Here is a 19433-nt window from a genome sequence, read left to right on the forward strand (position 1 = left end):
CCACCTGCGCGGTCGGGCCGCACCACCCGAAAAGGAACCGTTGTGCCCAAACCCGCCGTACTCGTAGCGGAAAAGCTCTCGCCCGCCGGAATCGCGCTGCTCGAGGAGGACTTCGAGGTACGCCACGTCGACGGCGCCGACCGGTCCCAGCTCCTGCCCGCCCTCGCCGACGTCGACGCCCTCATCGTGCGCAGCGCGACGCAGGTGGACGCCGAGGCGATCGCCGCCGCCTCCCGTCTCCAGGTGGTGGCCCGGGCCGGTGTCGGTCTGGACAACGTGGACGTGGAGGCCGCCACCAAGGCCGGCGTCCTGGTGGTCAACGCGCCCACCTCCAACATCATCAGCGCCGCCGAGCAGGCCATCAACCTGCTGCTGGCCAGCGCGCGCAACACCGCTCCGGCGCACAACGCCCTGGTCAACGGCGAGTGGAAGCGCTCCAAGTACACCGGCGTCGAGCTCTACGAGAAGACCGTCGGCATCGTCGGCCTCGGCCGCATCGGAGCCCTGGTCGCGCAGCGCCTGTCGGCCTTCGGCACCCAGGTCATCGCCTACGACCCCTTCGTGCAGCCCGCCCGCGCGGCCCAGATCGGCGTGGAGATGACCACGCTCGACGAGCTGCTGGAGCGCTCGGACTTCATCACCATCCACCTGCCCAAGAACAAGGACACGCTGGGCCTGATCGGTGACGAGGCCCTGAGCAAGGTCAAGCCCACCGTGCGCGTCATCAACGCCGCGCGCGGCGGCATCCTGGACGAGGACGCGCTCTACCGGGCCCTCAAGGACGGCCGCGTGGCGGGCGCGGGCATCGACGTGTTCGCCAAGGAGCCGTGCACCGACAGCCCCCTCTTCGAGTTCGAGAACGTGGTCGTGGCCCCCCACCTGGGTGCCAGCACCGCCGAGGCCCAGGAGAAGGCGGGCACCCAGGTCGCCCGCTCGGTCAAGCTGGCCCTCTCCGGCGAGTTCGTCCCCGACGCCGTGAACGTGCAGGGCACCGGCGTGGCCGAGGACGTCAAGCCGGGTCTGCCGCTGACCGAGAAGCTCGGCCGCGTGTTCACCTCCCTCGCGGGCACCATCGCCAGCCGCATCGACGTCGAGGTGCGCGGTGAGATCGCCTCGCACGACGTCAAGGTGCTGGAGCTGGCCGCCCTCAAGGGCGTGTTCGCCGACGTGGTCGAGGACACCGTGACCTTCGTCAACGCCCCGCTGCTCGCCAAGGAGCGCGGCGTCGAGGTCAACCTGGTCACCAGCGACGACAACACCGACTGGCGCAACCTCATCACGGTCCGCGGCGTGCTCGCCGACGGTACCCGCGTGTCGGCCTCGGGCACCCTGACCGGTCCCCGCCAGGTCGAGAAGCTGGTGGAGATCAACAACTACACCATGGAGATCGGCCTGGCCGAGCACATGGTGTTCCTGTCCTACGAGGACCGTCCCGGCGTGGTCGGCACGGTCGGCGCCCTGCTGGGCGACGCCGGTGTCAACATCGCGGGCATGCAGGTCATCCGGGACCAGGAGGGCGGCAAGGCGCTGATCGCGCTCACCGTGGACTCCGCGGTGCCCGACGAGACCCTCGCCTCGATCTCCGCTGAGATCGACGCCGACATCAGCCGCCAGGTCGACCTGGAGGACTAGGGAACCGGGAGTTCCCTCCGGGTGGTCGCGGCAGGGGGCCGCACGGCGCGGTGAATTGTGCGGCCTTCGCGGCTCTTCTCCGCTTCTGTGTGGTTGCGGCCTAAGCCCGAGGCGCGTCGCGTCCGCGCCCTGACCGGCGATGACAACAGGGCGTCTCGTATGGTGAGAAACCCTGGCCATATAGTTGGACATCCGATATTCTGAGGTCCTAGGAGTCAGCGGCACCGGTTCCACAGCCGGAGGCCGCCGCCCGGCGCCGCGAGCGCCCCCACCGGGGCCCGTGCGGGCGTTCCACGGCAGTCGATCCCGCCCGGAGGGCTCCTCGTCCCCGTGGACACCGTCGCCCACGTTCCGCGCTCCGCCGCCGTTCGGCGCGATCCGCCCCGAACCCCGGTCCCGTAGTGCACCTCGTCGCAGAGCATTCCCTGGCCGCGCCGTTCCCGGCTCCGGTCACGCAACGCATCCGGAGGATCGCATGTACGACATGATCGAGTACCCGTCCGCGCCCGACTCCCAGGACGAGATCAACCGCGCCCTGCAGGACGCCCTCAACCGGCGGGCCTGAGGCTCCGGCGGCGGAGACGGCCGCGCGACCCCCGGCCGGAGGCGTCCGCACTCCGCCGGGGCGGTAGGGTTGTCTCATTCAGTGTTCATCCTGGTCTCACCATATGAGAAGCGGCCGGTGGGGCCGTGTCGAAGCAGAGGCAGTCCGTATGGCAGCGCGCACCGTGAAACTGGCGGTCATTCCCGGCGACGGGATCGGTCCCGAGGTCATCGCCGAAGGGCTCAAGGTGCTGGAGGTCGCGGCCTCCCAGCACGACCTCGCCGTGGAGACCACCGAGTACGAGCTGGGCGCCAGGCTCTGGCACCGCACTGGTGAGACCCTGCCCGACTCGGTCGAGGCCGAACTCGCCGGGCACGAGGCCATCTACCTCGGCGCAGTCGGCGACCCGTCGGTCCCCAGCGGCGTCCTGGAGCGCGGCCTGCTCCTGCGCCTGCGCTTCGACTTCGACCACTACGTCAACCTGCGCCCCGTCCGCCTCTACCCGGGGGTGGACAGCCCGCTCGCGGGCGTGGGCCCCGAGGACATCGACATGCTGGTGGTCCGCGAGGGCACCGAGGGCCCCTACGCGGGCGCCGGGGGCGTCCTGCGCAAGGGCACCCCGCACGAGATCGCCACCCAGGACAGCGTCAACACCCGCTTCGGGGTGGAGCGCGTCGTGCGCTACGCCTTCGACAAGGCCGCCTCCCGCCCCCGCCGCAAGCTCACCCTGGTCCACAAGGACAACGTCCTGACCTTCGCCGGCGAGCTGTGGCAGCGCGTGGTCCGGGAGGTCGGCGCCGAGTACCCGCAGGTCTCCGTGGACTACTGCCACGTCGACGCCGCGTCGATGTTCTTCGTCAACCAGCCCGCCCGCTTCGACGTGGTGGTCACCGACAACCTCTTCGGCGACATCATCACCGACATCGGCGCCGCCATCACCGGCGGTATCGGGCTGGCCGCCAGCGGCAACATCAACCCGGACAACACCTTCCCCAGCATGTTCGAACCCGTTCACGGCTCCGCGCCCGACATCGCGGGCCAGGGCAAGGCCGACCCCACCGCCACGGTGCTCTCGGCCGCGACCATGCTGGAGCACCTCGGAGTGCCCGAGGCGGCCCGCCGGATCGAGGCCGCGGTCGCCACGGACCTCAAGACCCGTGCCCAGAACGGCGCGGTCCGCTCCACCTCCCAGATCGGCGACGACCTCGCCGCGCGAGTAGCCGAGCAGGGCTGACGCACACGCCGGAAGCCCTGCCCTCCCTCCCTGCGGCGCGGCTGACGGCCTGGTCCACCCTCACCGTCGACGGGCGCGCCCGGGTTCCCGAGCGCGCCCGTCGCCGTGTCCGCGTGCGGCTCCGCTCCCCGAGCGGTGCCGCCCTCGCGTGCATCACTCCTGCTCTGGCACCGGGTGCGCTCTTCAGACAGACTAGATCCCAGGCCGGCGATGCTGCCGGCCTGATGCACCCGAGAGGACCACCGACACCATGAACAACGACACCACCACAAGCGGGTTGACGTTCGACATCCAGCTCTCCGACAGGCGGAAGACCCCGCAGGAACGAGAGGCGCTGCTGGAGAGTCCCGGGTTCGGCAAGGTGTTCACCGACCACATGGTGAGCATCCACTACACCGAGGGGAAGGGGTGGCACGACGCTAAGCTGGAGCCGTACGGCCCGCTGAGCCTGGACCCGGCCACCGCCGCCCTCCACTACGCCCAGGAGATCTTCGAGGGCCTCAAGGCCTACCGGCACCCCGACGGCTCGCTCGCCTCCTTCCGCCCCGAGTCCAACGCGGCCCGCTTCAACCGCAGCGCGGCGCGCATGGCGATGCCCGAGCTCCCCGAGGAGCTCTTCCTGAAGTCCATCGAACTCCTCCTGGAGCACGACGGCGACTGGGTGCCGACCAAGGAGGACTTCAGCCTGTACCTGCGCCCGTTCATGGTCGCCACCGACGTCGGCCTGGGCGTCAACCACCCGTCCCGCTCCTACGTCTACCTGCTGATCGCCTCGCCGGTCGGCTCCTACTTCTCGGGCGGCGTCCAGCCGGTGACGGTGTGGCTGTCCAGGGACTACACGCGCGCCGCGCCGGGCGGCACGGGCGCGGCCAAGTTCGCGGGCAACTACGCGGCGAGCTTCCTCGCCCAGGCGCAGGCGGTGGAGCAGGGCTGCGACCAGGTGGTCTGGCTCGACGCCCGCGAGCACCGCTGGGTCGAGGAGATGGGCGGCATGAACCTGTGGTTCGTGTTCGGCTCGGGTGAGAACGCGCGTCTGCGCACGCCCCCGCTGACCGGGACCCTGCTGCCGGGCATCACCCGCGAGTCGCTGCTGACCCTGGCCCCCGACCTCGGCATCCCGGCCGAGGAGGCGCCCATCTCCACCGACGAGTGGCGTGAGGCGGCCGAGTCCGGCGAGCTCACCGAGGTGTTCGCCTGCGGCACCGCGGCCGTCATCACCCCCGTCGGCCGGGTCAAGGGCGACGACGGCGAGTTCACCGTCGGCGACGGCACCCCGGGCCCGGTCACCATGCGCCTGCGCGAGGAGCTGGTGGGCATCCAGACGGGTCTGCGCGCCGACAAGCACGACTGGATCACCCGGTTCTGACACGTCCCCGGCGGGCCGTCCTCCCCCGGGCGGCCCGCCCCGGTTCTCCCCTCCCCCTCCTCCGGGAGCCTCCGTGCCCGGCGTCCGAAGCGGCCGACGCCGACGGGGCCGCCGCTGTCGGACCCTCCACCGGGGAGGCGGGACCGCCGCGTGCCCCTGCCCGTGGCCGCGGACGGATCCGGGGAGGAAGGTCGCCCCTTCCCCCGGTGACGTCGGTCACCGCCGCGCGTCGACCCGCCCGATCCGGGGGCGTGCCCCCGGGCGGTTCACGAGGGGCGACGGTGCTCCCGGGCGCCTTCGGCGGGGTGTCGGGTATGTCCGGTACGAGAAACCGACGTCTCGCATGGTGGGACAATCCGCCGTTGAGCACCGAGAACTCCGCCACCGTGTGGCACACTGACCTCATGCCGTCTCAGGTGCTCATTATCGTGAGGCGCGCTGGCTGACCATCGGACGCCGCCAGCGCGCTGACCTCTCGTGTCCACGAGGGGTCTTTTTTGTTGGCGGGGCCCGGTCGGCCACACCACAGCATCCACCTTCGGGAGTTCCACCCATGAGGGACGACAGTTTCCACGTCTTCGACACCACGCTGCGCGACGGGGCCCAGCGCGAGGGGATCAACCTGCGGGTCTCCGACAAGCTGGCCATCGCCAAGCTGCTGGACGACTTCGGGGTGGCGTTCATCGAGGGAGGGTGGCCGGGGGCCAACCCCAAGGACACCGAGTTCTTCCAGCGGGCTTCACGAGAGCTGACGCTGGAGCACGCGCAACTCACCGCGTTCGGCGCGACCCGCCGTGCCGGTGTGCGGGCCGCCGACGACCCACAGGTGGCCGCACTGCGCGACAGCGGCGCACCGGTCGTCACCCTTGTCGCCAAGAGTGACGACCGGCACGTCGAGCGCGCGCTGCGCACGACCCTCGACGAGAACCTCGCCATGATCGCCGACACGGTGTCCCACCTGAGCGAACACGGCCAGCGCGTATTCGTGGACTGCGAGCACTTCTTCGACGGATACCTCCACAACCCCGACCACGCGCTCGACGTGGTCCGCGCCGCCGCCGGGGCCGGTGCCGACGTCGTCGTCCTGTGCGACACCAACGGCGGCATGCTCCCCACCGACGTCACCCGTATCGTCACCGAGGTCCGCGAGGCCACCGGCGCACGCCTGGGCATCCACGCCCAGGACGACACCGGCTGCGCCGTCGCCAACACCCTCGCCGCCGTGGACGCGGGCGCCACCCACGTACAGTGCACCGCCAACGGCTACGGCGAGCGGGTCGGCAACGCCAACCTCTTCTCCGTGGTCGGCGCGCTCACGCTCAAGCGCGGCCAGGAGGTCCTCCCTGAGGGCTGCCTGGCCGAGATGACCCGCGTGGCCACCGCCATCGCCGAGATCGTCAACCTCACCCCCGACACGCACCAGCCCTACGTGGGGGTGTCGGCCTTCGCGCACAAGGCGGGGCTGCACGCCTCCGCGATCAAGGTCGACCCCGACCTGTACCAGCACACGGACCCCGCGCTGGTCGGCAACGCCATGCGCATGCTCGTCTCCGACATGGCCGGGCGGGCCTCCATCGAACTCAAGGCCAAGGAGTTGGGCCTGGACCTGTCCGGAGACCGCGCCCTGTCGGGGCGGGCCGTGGAGCGGGTCAAGGGCCTGGAGCTGTCGGGCTACAGCTTCGAGGCCGCCGACGCCTCCCTGGACCTGCTGCTGCGCGAGGAACTGGGGCAGCCGGTCCGCTACTTCGACACCGAGTCCTGGCGCGTCATCACCGAACGCCGACCCCGGGCCGGGTCCAGCCCCCTGGCCAGCGACTACGAGAGCCTCACCGAGGCCACCGTCAAACTGCGGGTCAAGGGCGAACGCGTGATCGCCACCGCGGAGGGCAACGGCCCCGTCAACGCCCTGGACCGGGCGCTGCGCAGCGCCATGGAGGGCGTGTACACCGCGCTGGCCGGGCTGGAGCTGACCGACTACAAGGTCCGCATCCTGGAGGGCAGCTCCGGCACCAACGCCATCACCCGCATCCTCATCACCTTCAGCGACGGGGTGGGGGAGTGGACCACGGTGGGCGTGGGCCCCAACGTCGTCGACGCGTCCTGGGTCGCCCTCGAACAGGCCGTCACCTACGGGCTCCTGCGCCAGGGCTACCCGCAGGGCTGATCCGGAAGCCGGAGCCCTCCGGGGAGCGGACGAGGGGGCGGGGCGGCAGCCGCCCCGCCCCCTCGCGACGACCGCGGCCGCCCTCCAGGACGACCTCTCCATTGCTTTTCGTGTCCATATCGATACCCAGAGTCATGGAATGGGCGTGCGCGGTCGGCCGGAAAAAGCACGGACGGCATCCGGACGGGCCCTCAGTCCCCGGAGCCGTTCTCGGGGTGGACCCAGCCGTTGGGCTCGCACCCCTGGAGGCCCAGGGTCTGCTGCTGCATCACCGGGGCCGGCTCCCCCTCGCCGGGGCAGTCCACGTGGCCGTGGCCCAGGGTGTGGCCCACCTCGTGGTTGATCAGGTAGATCCGGTAGGTCTCCAGGTCGTCCTCGAAGTGGGGGACGCCCGACACCCAGCGGTTCTGGTTGATGATCGCCCGGTTCCCGTTCGCGCAGGACACGTACCCGTCGGTGTTCAGCGGGGCGCACAGCCGGTCCACGGTGTCCGGGGCCGCCAGCAGCACGCGGACGTCGGCGTCGTCGCCGTCCACCCGCTGCATCGCGCGCTCCCCGTCGTCGCCCCAGCTGCGCGGGTCGCCCAGGATCTCCTCCACGGCGGCCGCGAAGTCCTCGGACTCCCCGGGCAGCCCCTTCTCGACCTCCACGGCGAAGGTGGTCACCGGGCCGTCGCCCATGACGTCGCTCTCGCCCTCCAGCACGGAGAACTCGCCGTCAGCGCTCTCGACCTCCTCCTCCACGGAGCGGAGCAGCAGCGGGGCCTCTTCCTCCCCGGCCCGCTCGGCGGAGGAGCCCGCTTCGGGCGCGGCGGCCCCGCCCGCCGAGTCCCGGTCCTCCGCGGAGGTGCGCCGGTCGCCGCCCTCCTCGGGGACCCCGTCGCCGACCGGCCCCGTCGCGGAGGTCTCGGCGGGCTCTCCGAAGTCGGGTCCGGAACCGGGCACGCTCACCATGAGCACGGTGGAGGCCCCGGAGACCAGGCACAGACCCAGCGCCAGACCCATCGGGTACCGGCGGCGCTTGCGGTGCCGGGCACGGGGACGACCCCCGGGCGAAGCGGACGTGGGCACGGGAACCAGCCTCTCGACGGCGGACGACGGACCCAGCATGCCAGAATCCGGCCCAAGGAAAGGCCAAGGCATTGTCCGGGAAGAGCAGGTATGAGAGGGAGTCAACGTCCTGCGGTCTTTCACGGCTTCCGTGTGCTTTGGTGCCGTCCGCGGCGCGGTCCGGATGTGTCCTTCCACTCCCCCCGGACGGGTCCCGTCCGCTCCCGGCCACCCGCCGCGCCGATACCCTTCAACCGCAAGCGAGACAACAGGGCTGCTGGGAGGCATCAGGTGCGCATCGCGCGGTTCGCGTCCGGTGACGAGGTCGGGTTCGGCCTGGTAGAGAAGGATTCCGACACCGGGGAGGAGTTCGTCGCCCGGCTGAGCGGCCACCCCCTCATCGGCGACATCCAGCTGACCGGCGAGCGGGCCAAGCTCTCCGACGTCCGGCTGCTGTCGCCGGTGCTGCCGACCAAGGTGGTCTGCATCGGCAAGAACTACGCGGACCACGTCGCGGAGATGAAGGACGTCACGGGGGAGTCCACCGACGAGCCCGTCGTCTTCCTCAAGCCCTCCACCGCCGTGACCGGGCCCCGCGACCCGATCTTCCGCCCCGCCGTCTCCGAGCGGGTGGACTACGAGGGCGAGCTGGCCATCGTCATCTCCCGCCCCTGCCGCGAGGTGCCGCGCGAGCGCGCCAAGGACGTCATCTTCGGCTACACCGTCGCCAACGACGTCACCGCCCGCGACCTGCAGAAGAAGGACAAGCAGTGGACGCGGGCCAAGGGCTTCGACTCCTTCTGCCCCATCGGCCCCTGGATCACCACCGGGATGAGCATCGAGGAGGCACAGGACCTGGCCGTCACCACCACCGTGGACGGCCAGACGCGCCAGGACGGGCGCACGTCGCAGTTCATCCACGACATCCCGGACATCATCGCCTACGTCACGTCCTTCATGACGCTGCTCCCCGGTGACGTGGTCCTCACCGGAACCCCCGCCGGGGTGGGTCCGGTCGAGGTCGGCCAGGAGGTCGCGGTCACGGTGGAGCGGTTGGGCACGATCACCAACCGCGTGGTGGCCCGCGACTGAGGGCCCCGCTCCGCGCGCCGGTCCGGCGCGGGCCAAGGGGTCGGCGGCGCCCGCGCCGCCGACCCGCGCACGAGTGGAAGGCAGTCCGTTGACCATCCCCCGACGCCGCCGCACCGGTGCCCTCGTCCTCGCCGGTGCGCTCGCCCTCGTGCTCCTGGCCGGGGGAACCGCCTACTGGACGGCCGCGCGCACCGACGACGGCGGCACCGGCACACCGACAGGGGGACCCGTGAGCGAACCGCACCGCATCATGCTGGCGGGAGACTCGATGACCCAGGGCGCCAACGGCGACCGGACCTGGCGCTACCACCTGTGGAACCACCTCTCCCCGCACGTGGAGGAGTTGGACTTCGTCGGCCCCTACAGCGACCCCGCGAGCCGCGACATGATCCTGCCGGTCCCCACCGCTGAGGACGAGGCGACGCCGAGCCCGGACGGCGACCCCGCCGGGGACTACCGGGAGGACGGCGCCGACGGGACCGCTCCCGAGCCGGGCCCCTCCGCTCCCGGTGAGCGGATACCGCAGGACGGTGCCGTCTGGCCCGGCGCGGACGGCGACCCGGACACCGCCGAGTACCGGGACCCCGACTTCGACCAGGACCACAACGCCCTGTGGGGCCGCACCCTGCGCGACGCCTCCTCCTCCATCCGGGAGGACGTCCGCGTCCACCGCCCGGACGTGCTGTGCGTCATGCTCGGCGTGAACGACCTGCTGTGGCCGGTCACGATGGAGGAGATGGAGTACCGGCTGCGCGGCTACGTGGAGGCGGCGCGCGAGGCCAACCCGCACCTGCGCGTCGTGCTCGCCGAGACCGTGCCCATCGCCCTGGCCGAGTCCGACGAGGGCTTCGCCCTGCGCGTGTACGCCTACAACGTCCTGATCCGCGAGGTCGCCGCCGACATGTCCACGGAGCGCTCGCCGGTGATCAGCCTGGACGTGGCGGGCGGCGAGGACTGGGACCCGGCAGCCGACACCTACGACGGCACCCACCCCAACGCGCGCGGGGAGGTCAAGATCGCCGCGGCCTTCGCCGACGCCCTCGCGGAGGGCTACGGGATCGGGCGCCCCTACCCGCGCCCGCTCCCCACGGCCTCCGCGGGGGAGTGAGGCGGGGCGCCGGACCCGCCCCGGCCCGTTTTCCGGACGGGGGCGGTTCCGTGCGCGCGGCGGGGACCAGCGGGTTCCCCCGGGCCCCCGTCCGGCGCGGATACCCTGGGCGCGTGACTGAGACTTCGATTCGTACCCGCTTCGCCCCGTCCCCCACGGGCATGTTCCACGTCGGCGGCGCGCGCTCCGCGCTGTTCAACTGGGCGCTGGCACAGCAGCGGCCCGAGGGCCGCATGGTGCTGCGCGTCGAGGACACCGACGCCGCACGCAACCGCCCCGAGTGGACCGAGGGCATCATCCGCGCGCTGGCCTGGCTGGGCATCGGCGAGGAGGACCCGCACTTCGAGGGCCCCTACTTCCAGTCGGAGTACGCGGACAAGCACCGCGAGACCGCGCAGGAGCTGTACAAGAACGGCCGCGCCTACTACTGCGACTGCACCCGCGAGCAGGTGCAGGAGCGGCGCGACAACCCCAACCTGGGCTACGACGGCTTCTGCCGGGACCGGAACCTGGCGCCCGGCCCGGGCCGGGCGCTGCGCTTCCGCGTGCCCGAGGGCGGCCCCACCGTCGTGGACGACCGGATCCGCGGCCGCGTGGAGTTCGAGCACTCCGCCATCGAGGACTTCGTGATCGCCCGCGCCGACGGCTCGCCGCTGTTCGTACTGGCCAACGTCGTCGACGACGTCGAGATGCGCATCACCCACGTCGTCCGCGGCGAGGAGCACCTGTCCAACACCCCCAAGCAGCAGTTGCTGTGGGAGGCGCTGGGGCTGACCCCGCCGGTGTGGGCGCACCTGCCGGTCATCGTCAACGAACAGCGCAAGAAGCTCTCCAAGCGCCGGGACAAGGTCGCCCTGGAGTCCTACCAGGAGGAGGGCTACCTGCCGGAGGCGATGGTCAACTACCTCATGCTGCTGGGCTGGGCGCCGGGCGACGACCGCGAGATCATGCCGTGGTCGCAGATGCAGCCGCTGTTCCGGGTGGAGGACGTCAACAGCTCCAGCGCCTTCTTCGACGAGAAGAAGCTGCGCGCCTTCAACGGCGAGTACATCCGCGAGCTCTCCGCCGAGGAGTTCGTCGAGCGCTGCCAGCCGTGGCTGACCGGCGACGCGGCCCCGTGGGACCCGGCCGACTACGACCCGGCGGTCTTCGCCGCCGTCGCCCCGCTCGCGCAGAGCCGCGTGGCGGTACTCAGCGAGATCGTGCCGAACGTGGACTTCCTCTTCCTGCGCGAGCCCGTGGAGGACGAGAAGAGCTGGGCCAAGGCCATGAAGCCGGGCGTGGGGCGGGAGATGCTCCAGGCCGCCCTGGCGCGCTTCGCCGACCCGGAGCTGCCGTGGGCCGCCGAGGACCTCAAGGCCGCCACCGAGGAGGTGGGCGCCTCTCTGGGCCTGAAGCTGGGCAAGGCGCAGGCCCCCGTGCGCGTCGCGGTCACCGGCCGCACCGTCGGCCTGCCGCTGTTCGAGTCGCTGGAGCTGCTCGGCCGCGAGCGCGTCCAGGAGCGGCTGACCGCGGCCCTGGCGAAGCTGGACGCACAGGACGGCCCCGCCGGGTCCTGAGGCGGACGGGGGTGGTCGGAGCCACAGCCCGGCCGCCCCGATTCCGGTTCGCGACCACTCCGAATGTCCGCTAGAGTTGTCCACGTCGCCGAGGGGGACGGGGAAGCGAAAGCGGACCGGGTCCTCCCAGAGCACTGGGGTATGGTGTAATCGGCAGCACGACTGATTCTGGTTCAGTTAGTCTAGGTTCGAGTCCTGGTACCCCAGCGCAGGTCAGCGTTGAGGCGCTGACCGCGCGGGTCGCAGACCCGAAAGCGCGCCCCCGTCGTCTAGTGGCCTAGGACGCCGCCCTCTCAAGGCGGTAACGGCGGTTCGAATCCGCTCGGGGGTACACAGAGGGAGAAGCTCCCACCAGGTGGGGGCTTTCTTTCTGGCCGGTGCATGCCACCGGTGTCCGGTTGGGGCGGGTATCTCGGTAGAGGTCCGCCCGGACCAGTCCGGCCCCCGTCGTCTAGTGGCCTAGGACGCCGCCCTCTCAAGGCGGTAACGGCGGTTCGAATCCGCTCGGGGGTACCAGCAGGCGAGGCTCCATCCACCAGGATGGGGCCTTTCGTGTTCTCCGGCCCCGGAAGCCCTCCGGAACCGCGCGGCCCCCTCCCGGGCCGCGGAAGGCGGGTCCGCGGCGCTGAGACGCCCCTGGGATACTGGGTGGGCGCGGTTCCCCGGCCCCTCAACCCCTGTCGGAGCGTATGAAGAGCGACCCTGCCTCCCCAGCCGTCCGGACCGGACCGGCGCCCCCGGGCGCGCCGTGACCGGCCGTGAGCTCGGCCCGGGCAACCACCAGGACAAGGAGCTGCGCGAGGTCCTCAAGGATCTGTGCGAACAGGGGTGGGTGCTGAGGCAGGAGGGACACTGGGGGCGTCTGTACTGCGACTGCGGCTGCACCCGCATCCAGGTCCCCGGGACGCCGCGCAACTCCGGCCGGGCCGCGCGCCGCATCCGGCAGGAGGCGCGGCGCTGCCCGATGCCCCCGGACGACCCCCGGCGGGGCGCGGGCGGACCCCGCGAGTGAGGACGGTCCGGGCGTCGGCGGTTCCGGCGGCCCAGGCCGTGGTGGGGCCCGGCCGTTCCGGGTATCCTTGTGTTGACGTTTGCCAACGGATGGGCGGCGCCCGGCGGGTTCGGGGGCACCGCGGCCGTTGACCGCGGCCGTTGACCGCGGCCGGTAGCCCGGCGCACACCGGAGGACGCTCCGGAGGAAGGCGAGGCCGATGGCCGAGTACGAGTTCGTCTTCGTCGTGGACGGGTTCGACCTGGACGACCACGACACCGTCCAGGCCCTCAGCGAGAGCTTCGACGCCCTCGTCTCCTCCTGGCACGGGTCCCTGCGCCTGTCCGTGGCCGCGCTCGGCCCGGACGCGGTCACGGCGGCCAGGTCGCTGGTGGAGCGCGTCCACGTGACGGTGCCCGGCGTGCGGATCGTCCGCCTCGACCGGGAGCTGGTCGGGATCTCCGACATCGCCGAGATCACCGGTAGGAGCAGGCAGAACGTCGACCAGTGGGTCCGCGGGCAGCGGCACGACGGCGTCCCCTTCCCCGCGCCCGAGGCGGCCGTGGGCCGATCCCTGGTGTGGCTGTGGTCCGAGGTCAACGCGTGGCTGCGCGGGATCGGCCTGGACGACGGTCAGCTGCGGCCCACGCGGACGGAGATGTCCGAGATCGACTGGCTGCTCCAGACCTCGCGCAAGGTCGAGCTCGCCCTGGTCCGCCACGCCAACAGCCCCGACGCGCGCCGGGTGGCCAGGCTGCTGGCCGCGCACGCCCGCACCACGCGCGAGTTCATCCACTACCTGGTGAAGAACCCGCGGGTGCGCGACGCCCGCGGCCGCTACACGGTGCTGGTCTGCTCGCCCCGGGACGAGGCGGTGGACGTCTTCCGCAGGCTGGAGGCGTTCGAGCACCCGGTCGTGCTCGCCACGGTGACCAACCGCATCCACGCCCTGGTCATGGTCGACGGGGAGGGTGAGCGCGGTGACGCGACCGAGCTGGTGCCCGGGATGACCGTGCGCGACTGGCTGGGGATGATCGCCCTGTCGCCCGAGAGCGAGTTCACCGTCGCGTCGGAGGGCGCGTCCACCAAGACCGCGCCCATCACCGCGCGGTCGCCGATGGACCTCGTCGGCGCCTGACCCCGCCTCCGGGCGCTTCACCACGACCCCCTCCGGTGGGCCGCCTTCGGGGCGGCCCACCGGGGTGGGGCGGCCCGGCTAGTGCGCGCCCTCGTAGCTGTGCAGGGACTCGCTGATCTTCTCCGCCGCCGACAGGACCGCCTGGGAGTGGATGCGGCCGGGGGAGCGGGTCAGGCGCTCTATGGGGCCCGACACCGACACGGCGGCGATCACGCGCCCCCCGGGGCCCGACACCGGCGCGGACACCGACGCCACGCCCTGCTCGCGCTCGGCCACGCTCTGGGCCCATCTGCGGCGGCGCACCTGGGCCAGGCTGGCCGCCGTGAACCGCGCCCCCAGCAGGGAGCGGCGGATGCGGTCGGAGTCCTCCCAGGCCAGCAGTACCTGGGCGGCCGAACCGGCGTTCATGGGCAACTCGCTGCCGACCGGGACCGTGTCGCGCAGCCCGCTGCTGCGCTCGGAGGCGGCCACGCACACCCGCAGGTCCCCCTGGCGGCGGTAGAGCTGCGCGCTCTCCCCGGTCAGGTCGCGCAGCTGCACCAGGACGGGGGAGGCCACGGCCAGCAGCCGGTCCTCGCCGGTCGCTATCGACAGCTCACCCAGGCGCGGGCCCAGCACGAAGCGCCCCTGGCTGTCGCGGGTGACCATGCGGTGGCGCTCCAGCGCCACCGCCAGCCGGTGGGCCGTCGGCCGGGCCAGACCGGTGATCTGTACCAACTGGGCCAGGGACGCCGGTCCCGACTCCAGGGCGTCGAGGACGGACATGGTCTTGTCCAGGACACCGACGCCGCTGGATGAGCTAGAGTTGTCCATGGCTTGATATTGCCGTCTCGAAATATGGAATGCAAGTCAGGCCGCAGTCCGCGCAGGGCTCCACACGAGACGCGCCCGAGACGATTACGAGAGAGGCGATCGCCCATGGCACGCACGATGGCCGAGAAGGTCTGGGAGGAGCACGTCGTCCGGCGTGCCGACGGCGAGCCGGACCTGCTCTACATCGACCTCCACCTCGTCCACGAGGTGACCAGCCCGCAGGCCTTCGAGGGCCTGCGCCTGGCGGGCCGGTCCGTGCGCCGCCCGGACCTGACCATCGCCACCGAGGACCACAACGTCCCCACCCAGGACCTGCTGGCCCCCATCGCCGATCCGGTCTCCCGCAAGCAGGTCGAGACGCTGCGCAAGAACTGCTCCGACTTCGGCGTGCGGCTGCACCCGATGGGCGACATCGAGCAGGGCGTGGTGCACGTGGTCGGCCCCCAGCTGGGCCTGACCCAGCCGGGCATGACCATCGTCTGCGGTGACAGCCACACCAGCACCCACGGCGCGTTCGGCGCCCTGGCCTTCGGCATCGGCACCAGCCAGGTCGAGCACGTCCTGGCCACCCAGACCCTGCCGATGGCCCCCTTCAAGACGATGGCCGTCACCGTGAACGGCACGCTGCGGCCGGGAGTGTCCGCCAAGGACGTCATCCTCGCGGTCATCGCCAAGATCGGCACCGGCGGCGGCCAGGGCTACGTCATCGAGTACCGGGGCGAGGCCATCGAGGCCCTGTCCATGGAAGCCCGCATGACCGTGTGCAACATGTCCATCGAGGCGGGCGCCCGCGCCGGGATGATCGCCCCGGACCAGACCACGTTCGACTACATCCGCGGCCGGGCGCACGCGCCCCAGGGCGAGGACTTCGACGCCGCGGTCGAGCACTGGAAGAGCCTGCGCACCGACGAGGGCGCGGTCTTCGACGCCGAGGTCGTGCTGGACGCCGACGAGCTCAGCCCGTTCGTCACCTGGGGCACCAACCCCGGCCAGGGCGTGCCGCTGGACGCCTCCGTGCCCGACCCCGCCTCGTTCGAGGACCCCTCCGCCCGCGCCGCCGCCGAGAAGGCCCTGGCCTACATGGACCTCGCGGCCGGAACGCCGATGCGCGAGGTGAGCGTGGACACCGTCTTCCTGGGCTCGTGCACCAACGGCCGCATCGAGGACCTGCGCGCCGCCGCCGAGATCATCCGCGGCCGCAGGGTGGCCGAGGGCGTGCGCATGCTCGTCGTCCCCGGCTCCATGCGGGTCAAGGAGCAGGCCAACGAGGAGGGCCTGGGCCGGGTCTTCGAGGAGGCCGGCGCCGAGTGGCGCGAGGCCGGCTGCTCGATGTGCCTGGGCATGAACCCCGACCAGCTCAAGCCCGGCGAGCGCAGCGCCTCCACCTCCAACCGCAACTTCGAGGGCCGCCAGGGCCGCGGCGGACGCACCCACCTGGTGTCGCCGCAGGTCGCCGCCGCCACCGCGGTGCGCGGCACCCTGTCCTCGCCCGCCGACCTGGCCGCCCTCTAGCGCGCCCCGTTAGGAGAGACCTCTCATGGAGAAGTTCGACGTCCACACCGGTCGGGCCGTGCCGCTGCGCGCGAGCAACGTCGACACCGACCAGATCATCCCGGCCGTCTACCTCAAGCGGGTCAGCCGGACCGGCTTCGAGGACGGCCTGTTCGCCGAGTGGCGCAAGTCCGACCCCGACTTCGTCCTCAACCGCCCCGAGTACCAGGGCGCGTCCGTGCTGGTGGCCGGGCCGGACTTCGGCACGGGCTCCTCGCGCGAGCACGCCGTGTGGGCGCTCCAGGACTACGGCTTCAAGACCGTGCTGTCCTCGCGCTTCGCCGACATCTTCCGCGGCAACTCGCTCAAGGGCGGCCTGCTGACGGTCCTGCTGGCCCAGGAGGTCATCGACCGCGTCTGGGCGGCCGTCGAGGCCGACCCCGCCACCGAGGTGACCGTGGACCTGGTCGAGCGCGAGGTGCGGGTTCCGGCGGCGGACGTGCGGGAGCCCTTCGAGCTGGACGACTACACCCGCTGGCGGCTCCTGGAGGGCCTGGACGACATCGCCCTGACCCTGCGCCACACGGACGAGATCGGGGAGTTCGAGGGCACCCGCAAGCCCTGGCTGCCGGTGACCCTCTAGACACTGATCGGCTTCTGGGCCGGGGATTCGCGGCCTGTGTGACGCAGGCCACCCCCGGTCCAGAAATATTTTACCTTTACATGCTGTGAGCGCCTGCTTACGGGTCTTCCGTCCTTAAGCTCAGCGTGTCTCGTGCCCGGAATCCGGTTATACGTAGGCATTTGAGGCTCGCAGAAGGGGTCAAAAGGGACTGAAGCCGGGGGTGTCTCCGGTCTGGACCGGAGTCCCGCGGAAGCTGCCGCGCAGGTGGGGATGGGCCCGACACGCCCTGCCCGTAGGCGTTTGTATTTGTGTAAGGGCCTCTGCTTCCCCTAATTTCGTGCGAGCAAGGGGGAACCGGAGGAACCTTATGAACAAGCGTGACCTGATCGACGCGATCTCCGATCGGCTCGGAGACAAGAAGACCGCGACCGAAGCGGTCAACGCTGTGCTTGACACCATTCAGGCCACCGTGGCGTCGGGCGACAAGGTCGCCATCACCGGCTTCGGTGTTTTCGAGAAGTCCGAGCGCGCGGCCCGCACGGCCCGCAACCCCGCCACCGGCGCCACCATCAACGTCCCCGCGAGCTTCGTTCCGAAGTTCCGCGCTGGCGCTGACTTCAAGGCTCTGGTCAACGGCGACAAGAAGTAACCCGCCACCGCACGGCGACGGGTCCGTCCGCCCGGGTCCCCTTCGAGGGGCCCGGGCGGAACGCGTTTGTGGGCCCTGTGAGGTCCATGGGACGTACGGGGAGCCCAGGAGGGGTGCGCCAGAGTCTTTGCGAGGCTCATGTGGCGCAGGAGGAGCTCCAGGAAGGCGCGTCAGGGCCTCATGAGGCCCATGGGGACGCCATGAGGGGCGCCCAGGGCCTCTGCGGCGCCCGAGCGGCGGGACGGGGGGTGTTCCGGCCTTCAGGAGGGCTCAGGGCGCGTTCTGCGGACACAGGCCGCCGTCCACGAGCTCCCACAGCCCGCGCGTCCTGGGGCCCACGCCCAGCGCCACCGCGGCGCGCAGGTCCTCGAACGTGTCCACGTCGCGCCGCACCGACGCCACGTCCGGCACCACCAGCTCCCTGACGCCCCCGGACAGGTGGCGGACCCGCGAGGGCCCCTCGAAGGCCGGGGTGAACGGGTGCCCGGGCGCGGCGGCGAACAGCGTCGTGCCCACACCGGGAGCATCCGCCAGGAAGGAGCGGCCGTGCCCGGCCGCCGCGGCCAGGACCCGCTCCAGTTCCTCGGGACGCAGCGCGGGCAGGTCGGCGGACAGGGCGCACACCCCGAGCCCGGGCAGACGCCGCCGCGCGAAGGCCGCCCCGTGCTCCAGCGCCGGGTTCAGCCCCGTGCCGGGCTCTCCGCCCACCACGACCGCGCCCAACCGGGCCAGTTCGGCGCCCGCGCGCGCGTCCTCGGTCACCGCGAACACCGCCGCCACCCCGGGGCAGGCCCGCGCCGCGGCCACCGTGTCGCAGGCGATGGCCAGCGCCAGGTCCTCGCGGCGGCCCCCCGCGACCGGGGCCAGCCGCGTCTTGGCGCGGCCGAGGCGCTTCACCGGGACGACCAGGGACCAGCGCGCCCCGGGCCGCGGCGCCCCGCCCTGTTCTCCACAGCCGGTCACGGTCCCCCCGGAACGTCGGTACGGCACGACAGTGACGAGGGTAGGCGTTCGGCGGGGAGCCGTCGGCTGCGACGCCCGCGACGGGCCGTATCCGCCGAACACGCCCTACACTGAATCGGTTGTGCTGTGCGGCCTCGACGGGCCCGGAGTGATGGAGTGAGGAGTCCCGTGGCCAAGCAACGAGAATCCCGGTGGGTGAAAGCGGTCGTCTCCCGGATCGTCCGGTTCGTCCTGTGGTTCGTGACCAAGCCGGACTGGAGGGGCACCGAGCACGTCCCCGCCAAGGGCGGCGCGATCATCGCCCTCAACCACCTGTCCCTCGCGGACCCGCTGACGGTCGCCCACTTCCTCTACATCGGCGCCCGGCGCTGGCCGACCTTCACCATGAAGGAGGGGGTCATGCGCATCCCCGTGGTGAGCGCGGTGGCCAGGAGCACCGGCCAGATCCCCGTCAAGCGCGGCAGCACCGACGCCGTCAAGGCGCTCCACGAGGCCGAGCTGGCGCTCACCCGGGACGGGGCCTCGGTGATCTTCTACCCCGAGGGCACCTGCACCCGGGACCCGAACCTGTGGCCGATGACCGCCAAGACCGGCGTGGCGCGCCTGGCCCTCACCACGGGCGTGCCCGTGGTCCCGGTTGCGCACTGGGGCGAGCAGCACATCATGCCCTACGGCACCAAGAAGGTCAGGCTGTTCCCGCGCAAGCGCGTGGAGTTCCTGGCCGGACCGCCCGTGGACCTGTCCCGGTTCCGGGACCAGCCGCTGACCGGAACGGTCCTGCGGGAGGCCACCGAGGCGATCATGGCCGACATCACCGCCCTCCAGGCGCGGATCCGCGGCGAGGAGCCGCCCGCGGTCCCCTACGACCCCAGGAAGGCGCGGGCCGCGGCCGCCGGGAGCGAGGAGCGGCCCCCCGTGGAGGGCGGCACGGCCGCCGCGGCGGACAGCACGGCGCCGGCCGACGACCAGGCCGGGGCGAAGAGCGACAACGGCGGGAACAGCGTGGGGGCATGAC

At 71.8% G+C, this 19433-nt stretch carries 16 protein-coding genes and 3 tRNA genes; 16 read left to right on the plus strand and 3 right to left on the minus strand.

Annotated features, from left to right (window positions below):
- Positions 1-42 precede the first annotated feature (42 nt).
- From serA to cimA, 4 genes are all read left to right on the plus strand, one after another.
- On the plus strand, positions 43-1632 hold the full coding sequence (gene serA / locus NDAS_RS00885) for a phosphoglycerate dehydrogenase (RefSeq protein WP_013151231.1): 1590 nt from the start codon (positions 43-45) through the stop codon (positions 1630-1632).
- Between the two features lie 713 nt (positions 1633-2345).
- Positions 2346-3410 carry a 3-isopropylmalate dehydrogenase gene (locus NDAS_RS00890; protein ID WP_013151232.1) on the plus strand — a complete coding sequence of 355 codons (1065 nt, stop codon included), beginning with the start codon at positions 2346-2348 and terminating at the stop codon, positions 3408-3410.
- Between the two features lie 250 nt (positions 3411-3660).
- On the plus strand, positions 3661-4776 hold the full coding sequence (locus NDAS_RS00895) for a branched-chain amino acid aminotransferase (protein WP_013151233.1): 1116 nt from the start codon (positions 3661-3663) through the stop codon (positions 4774-4776).
- Between the two features lie 553 nt (positions 4777-5329).
- The gene (gene cimA, locus NDAS_RS00900; RefSeq protein WP_013151234.1) at positions 5330-6940 is read left to right on the plus strand and encodes a citramalate synthase; all 1611 of its coding nucleotides are present in this window, start codon (positions 5330-5332) and stop codon (positions 6938-6940) included.
- A gap of 191 nt (positions 6941-7131) precedes the next feature.
- On the opposite strand, the gene NDAS_RS00905 is transcribed toward cimA, so the two are convergent.
- Positions 7132-7944 carry a DUF3152 domain-containing protein gene (locus NDAS_RS00905; protein ID WP_013151235.1) on the minus strand — a complete coding sequence of 271 codons (813 nt, stop codon included), beginning with the start codon at positions 7942-7944 and terminating at the stop codon, positions 7132-7134.
- Positions 7945-8280: 336 nt separating this feature from the next.
- Between NDAS_RS00905 and NDAS_RS00910 the strand changes: the two genes are divergently transcribed.
- The 8 genes from NDAS_RS00910 to NDAS_RS00945 all read left to right on the plus strand — a co-directional run bounded on the left by NDAS_RS00910 (position 8281) and on the right by NDAS_RS00945 (position 13877).
- Positions 8281-9081, plus strand: coding sequence for a fumarylacetoacetate hydrolase family protein (locus NDAS_RS00910; protein WP_013151236.1), 801 nt, complete (start codon positions 8281-8283; stop codon positions 9079-9081).
- Positions 9082-9169: 88 nt separating this feature from the next.
- The gene (locus tag NDAS_RS00915) at positions 9170-10189 is read left to right on the plus strand and encodes a GDSL-type esterase/lipase family protein (protein WP_013151237.1); all 1020 of its coding nucleotides are present in this window, start codon (positions 9170-9172) and stop codon (positions 10187-10189) included.
- A 113-nt stretch (positions 10190-10302) separates the two neighbouring features.
- Positions 10303-11748, plus strand: coding sequence for a glutamate--tRNA ligase (gene gltX / locus NDAS_RS00920; protein WP_013151238.1), 1446 nt, complete (start codon positions 10303-10305; stop codon positions 11746-11748).
- A 135-nt stretch (positions 11749-11883) separates the two neighbouring features.
- Positions 11884-11955, plus strand: a tRNA-Gln gene (locus tag NDAS_RS00925).
- A gap of 51 nt (positions 11956-12006) precedes the next feature.
- A tRNA-Glu gene (locus NDAS_RS00930) sits at positions 12007-12079 on the plus strand.
- Between the two features lie 109 nt (positions 12080-12188).
- Positions 12189-12264 (plus strand) — tRNA-Glu (locus NDAS_RS00935).
- Positions 12265-12496: 232 nt separating this feature from the next.
- Positions 12497-12760: a hypothetical protein gene (locus tag NDAS_RS00940; RefSeq protein WP_013151239.1), complete on the plus strand. Its 264-nt coding sequence runs from the start codon at positions 12497-12499 to the stop codon at positions 12758-12760.
- A gap of 199 nt (positions 12761-12959) precedes the next feature.
- Positions 12960-13877, plus strand: a complete 918-nt coding sequence (locus tag NDAS_RS00945; RefSeq protein ID WP_013151240.1) for a helix-turn-helix transcriptional regulator — start codon at positions 12960-12962, stop codon at positions 13875-13877.
- A 78-nt stretch (positions 13878-13955) separates the two neighbouring features.
- On the opposite strand, the gene NDAS_RS00950 is transcribed toward NDAS_RS00945, so the two are convergent.
- Positions 13956-14642: an IclR family transcriptional regulator gene (locus NDAS_RS00950; protein ID WP_019608647.1), complete on the minus strand. Its 687-nt coding sequence runs from the start codon at positions 14640-14642 to the stop codon at positions 13956-13958.
- A 153-nt stretch (positions 14643-14795) separates the two neighbouring features.
- Between NDAS_RS00950 and leuC the strand changes: the two genes are divergently transcribed.
- The 3 genes from leuC to NDAS_RS00965 all read left to right on the plus strand — a co-directional run bounded on the left by leuC (position 14796) and on the right by NDAS_RS00965 (position 17455).
- On the plus strand, positions 14796-16202 hold the full coding sequence (gene leuC, locus NDAS_RS00955; protein ID WP_013151242.1) for a 3-isopropylmalate dehydratase large subunit: 1407 nt from the start codon (positions 14796-14798) through the stop codon (positions 16200-16202).
- Positions 16203-16227: 25 nt separating this feature from the next.
- On the plus strand, positions 16228-16824 hold the full coding sequence (leuD, locus tag NDAS_RS00960) for a 3-isopropylmalate dehydratase small subunit (protein WP_013151243.1): 597 nt from the start codon (positions 16228-16230) through the stop codon (positions 16822-16824).
- 349 nt (positions 16825-17173) lie between these two features.
- Positions 17174-17455, plus strand: a complete 282-nt coding sequence (locus NDAS_RS00965; protein WP_013151244.1) for an HU family DNA-binding protein — start codon at positions 17174-17176, stop codon at positions 17453-17455.
- A 270-nt stretch (positions 17456-17725) separates the two neighbouring features.
- On the opposite strand, the gene cofC is transcribed toward NDAS_RS00965, so the two are convergent.
- On the minus strand, positions 17726-18418 hold the full coding sequence (gene cofC / locus NDAS_RS00970) for a 2-phospho-L-lactate guanylyltransferase (RefSeq protein ID WP_013151245.1): 693 nt from the start codon (positions 18416-18418) through the stop codon (positions 17726-17728).
- A 168-nt stretch (positions 18419-18586) separates the two neighbouring features.
- Between cofC and NDAS_RS00975 the strand changes: the two genes are divergently transcribed.
- Complete coding sequence (locus NDAS_RS00975) at positions 18587-19432, plus strand: lysophospholipid acyltransferase family protein (RefSeq protein WP_013151246.1); 846 nt, start codon at positions 18587-18589, stop codon at positions 19430-19432.
- Position 19433: the final 1 nt, after the last annotated feature.

Origin of the sequence: Nocardiopsis dassonvillei subsp. dassonvillei DSM 43111 (assembly GCF_000092985.1) — a bacterium.
Taxonomy (GTDB): domain Bacteria; phylum Actinomycetota; class Actinomycetes; order Streptosporangiales; family Streptosporangiaceae; genus Nocardiopsis; species Nocardiopsis dassonvillei.